General features: G+C 62.5%; 4 protein-coding genes. 2 read left to right on the top strand and 2 right to left on the bottom strand.

What is annotated here, in order from left to right; all coding sequences use genetic code 11:
- Positions 1–67: 67 nt before the first annotated feature.
- Positions 68–928 carry a hypothetical protein gene (locus AC2VON_RS06665; RefSeq protein ID WP_486952233.1) on the bottom strand — a complete coding sequence of 287 codons (861 nt, stop codon included), beginning with the start codon at positions 926–928 and terminating at the stop codon, positions 68–70.
- Between the two features lie 200 nt (positions 929–1,128).
- The gene (locus AC2VON_RS06670) at positions 1,129–1,461 is read right to left on the bottom strand and encodes a winged helix-turn-helix transcriptional regulator (protein ID WP_486952234.1); all 333 of its coding nucleotides are present in this window, start codon (positions 1,459–1,461) and stop codon (positions 1,129–1,131) included.
- Between the two features lie 208 nt (positions 1,462–1,669).
- Here AC2VON_RS06670 and AC2VON_RS06675 point away from each other — a divergent pair, with 208 nt between their 5' ends.
- Both AC2VON_RS06675 and AC2VON_RS06680 read left to right on the top strand, forming a co-directional pair.
- Entirely contained in the window at positions 1,670–2,071 is a 402-nt protein-coding gene (locus AC2VON_RS06675; RefSeq protein WP_486952235.1) for a helix-turn-helix domain-containing protein, read from the top strand.
- Positions 2,072–2,110: 39 nt separating this feature from the next.
- Positions 2,111–2,919 (top strand): hypothetical protein (locus tag AC2VON_RS06680; protein ID WP_486952236.1); only part of this gene is annotated, 809 nt, incomplete at its 3' end.

Consider the following 2,919-nt stretch of genomic DNA (forward strand, 5'->3'; position numbering starts at 1 on the left):
AATACGACGTAAGCACTCGTATTATCCCAGTTCAGAAGGCGCTTTCGCTGTTCACACGCCGATCAAATCACCGGCCCAACCACGGATTCAGGCTTAGCCGGCCGGATCCGACCTTGCGAATGTGCAGGGGAACCCGCTGCCAGGGGTACTTGGCGGTGTTGAGCATCTCCTCGTCGGGCATCTCCCGGGCGACGAGTTCCTCTGTCAGGGTCAGCTCGAAGGTGCATTCCGGGGTAGTGACCTGAAAGGCGCGTTCGTCGCGCGGGTCTGCGCCCAGCCCCCATCCCCGGGCCACACATTCGGTGGATATGGCTTGCACGATCCGCAGAGCCCGTTCCTTCGCGGTGCCGGAAAGCGCGATACGCCGATTGGCGAGGAGGTCGCGGGTCTCGGCGCTGACCGCAACTCCCGACGCCGGCACTTCGACCGCAGGGGCGGGTCGTTGCGGCACATCGCTTTCCGGGATCAACCGGATGGTCAGGTCGCCGTGGTCGCGGCCGGTGTGGCGGAGCTGAAACCCGTCCGGGATCAGGCCGTTGGTGATGGTGTGATGGATTGCCCGTCGGTATCGGGCTCGCTCCCGTGCACTCGGCGCTCGCACGGTGAGGGTGTGCCCGTCTTTGTCGAGCGCGGCCAGGATGTCTGCCGCGAGAGCCTCGATCGCGGCGGCACTATCGGTCGCCGGGTGTGATCCAATTCCGTTCTGCTCGTACGGGTAGTGGCCGTTGTCCAGATAGAACCGGCCGGCGGCGGTGAGGACCGCCGACCACGAACCGTGCCGCCGGTCGACCTTGACCAGATTGCGGGCCGCCAACGCATACGTGGTCGTCTTATAGGTAAAGTCCGGCCACACACCTTCTGGGCAGCCTTGGCTGATCCAACGCAGGACCTCGACCTGGCGGGTCGACAAGGCGGCGTCGCGTCGCACTCGACAAGCCTCGCACCGAGGCCCTCCCGCCAGGAAGAACCCTTCAGCCAGCCCGCACGATTACGCAAGGCGCCGATGCCTGCGCAGGGTCATTGCCGCTGTCGACCCTTCTCGAGTCGAGCCTAATTGCTCGCGGTCTGTGTGCCCCACTCAGCGAGAGGATGCTGGGAGTTGTCGCTATCGGCCATCTAAAACACTTTCTAGATATCCGCCAGGTAGGCCAGGCCGTCCGAGGTGGTGCTCCACTGCCACTTGTTGCGGCCCAGATCCTCGTTGGTCACGAGGCCCTCATTTTTCATGGCGGAGAGCATGGTGCTCACCGTGCCGGCGTTGATACCGGTGGATGCGGCGATCTCCCGGTACTGGCTGCCGCGGTGTCTCGACAAGTAGGCAAGGATCTGGTGTTTCTTGGATACGCGGGGGGTCGGCGCGGCAGAAAGAGCGCTCTCGCCTCCTCCCACCTGGGTACGGGTATCGGAGAGGACTACGCCGTTCTCATCTGTGACTATGACCTGGATGGTGAGCTGATTCATGGTGGAAGGAGTAGCATAAATCAGCAATAATTGTCAATTTATGCCATCTTTTGCCCGGTCTCGCGGGGCTCGAAGGCAGATCGACCGCCAAGCGCCCCAGCCCTCCGTCCGTTCACATTGTGAACGCTTGCCATCCCATCCACTCTGGCGTACTGTCATCTGTGACACCTGGAGCATTTGTGGCATCTAGGCGCGAAGGGAAGTAGACATGAAGACGATCCCTACCGACGGAATCCCCGCCGAGCAGATTGACGTACTTGACCAGTTTGCCGGCACCCGTGCTGTTAGTCCCGAGTTGCGCGATCTTCTGCAGAGCGTGATCCGTTGCCTGCGTGACGGTGAAGATCTTGCTGCGATCTCTCCCCTGACCGTGTTCACCCCGAGTCAGGCCGCGGAACGGCTCGGGATGAGTCGCACCCATCTATATAAGCTCCTCGACCAAGGCGAAATCATGTTCCACCGCGTCGGCCGCGACCGCCGTATCGCGCTGCGCGACCTTATCGCGTTCGAAGGACGCCGCCAGCGCGACCGTCGTGAACTCGCAGAGCGCTTTGCGGCACAAGACCGCACCAATGAAGGCTCCATCGACGAGCTCGCCGATCTGCTGTAGCCGATCTTTGTCGCACTGCCGCTGCGGCATTATGGCTTGGTGAACTTTCGGCGAGCTCGTCCAACGATCCGCTTGCTGCGGGAGGATCTCCGTTCCGACTGGGAGTCGCCACTGCCGCGTCGGCATTTGGAGGCCGGCGAGCTCACGTCCCTGCACCCGCTCCCTGCCCTGTCCCACCCCATCATCGCCAAGGCTCTCTCGTCATTTGGTGACGACCCGGCAGAGGACAATTACGTCGGTCCGATCGCCTGCAGCACCCAAGTTCCGCTTCTTGAGATCAAGGCCGGCCAATGGCGAGGTGGGGTGTGGCGCGACCCGGAAGACGACGTGTGCTGGATCCTGGTCGCCGGGCTGGCCAAAGGTGGCCATGAGGACCATGACGACTTCTACATGCGCGTCGCCAGGGAGAACGCTGGTGGGGATCCGACGCGGTGGCTACCCACAGCCGAAGACGCCTGGCTGCTCAAGCGGGAACGTGCCGCCCAACTCCTGACCGACTGGGACCTCCAGACGCAACAGCAGGTTCGAGACGCCCTGAAGGAAGTCTGCGACGGTGGGGAGACGCGGTTTGACCTTCAGCACCCAAAAGCCGAATTGGGGCGAATGGCGTCCGTGACGATAGAGGTCGCCGCGATCCGCGAGGAGGCATACGAGTCAGACGACATCGTCGTGACAATCACGCCGGAACCCCGCTACGCCGGCGGTGACCTCTTCTGGAAAGTCACGACCAGGACTCTTATCTCCTTGCACCCACCCGAGCAAGACTGGGACCGATACAAGGACACCTATTCCAACATCGCAGAACCCGGCTACTTCTCCGGCCGAGTCGCCGAACTCGACCAGTTAGT

It is taken from the genome of Mycobacterium sp. TH-M82 (assembly GCF_057473605.1).

Bases quoted from the DNA above. Each gene is read 5' to 3' on its own strand.
- AC2VON_RS06670 (WP_486952234.1), bottom strand. From the start codon at position 1,461: ATGAATCAGCTCACCATCCAGGTCATAGTCACAGATGAGAACGGCGTA.
- AC2VON_RS06675 (WP_486952235.1), top strand. From the start codon at position 1,670: ATGAAGACGATCCCTACCGACGGAATCCCCGCCGAGCAGATTGACGTA.